Origin of the sequence: Streptomyces sp. SID4985 (assembly GCF_009863025.1) — a bacterium.
Lineage (GTDB): Bacteria > Actinomycetota > Actinomycetes > Streptomycetales > Streptomycetaceae > Streptomyces.
Genome location: NZ_WWIR01000181.1, coordinates 1 through 206 on the forward strand (window position 1 = coordinate 1; position 206 = coordinate 206).

The following is a 206-nucleotide window of genomic DNA, read 5'->3' on the forward strand; positions in this document are numbered from 1 at the left end:
CCTGCTCCCCGGACCGGCGCATGTACTTCTTCGTCCTGCCGGGCGCCGCCGCCAAGGTCCCGGACCTCGTCCGCAAGCTGGGCTGGATCCCCTCCTCCCTCGACCTCGTCACGCGCGGCGAGGGGCACTACGTGGCGGCCCCGCCGACCCGGATCGGCGGCCGGGGCGCCGTGCAGTGGGCCCGCCGCCCCACCCCGGCGAACCGC

General features: G+C 77.7%; 1 protein-coding gene. It reads left to right on the top strand.

Annotated elements, in window-relative coordinates:
- Positions 1–206 (top strand): bifunctional DNA primase/polymerase (locus GTW40_RS06980; RefSeq protein WP_202485517.1); only part of this gene is annotated, 206 nt, incomplete at both ends.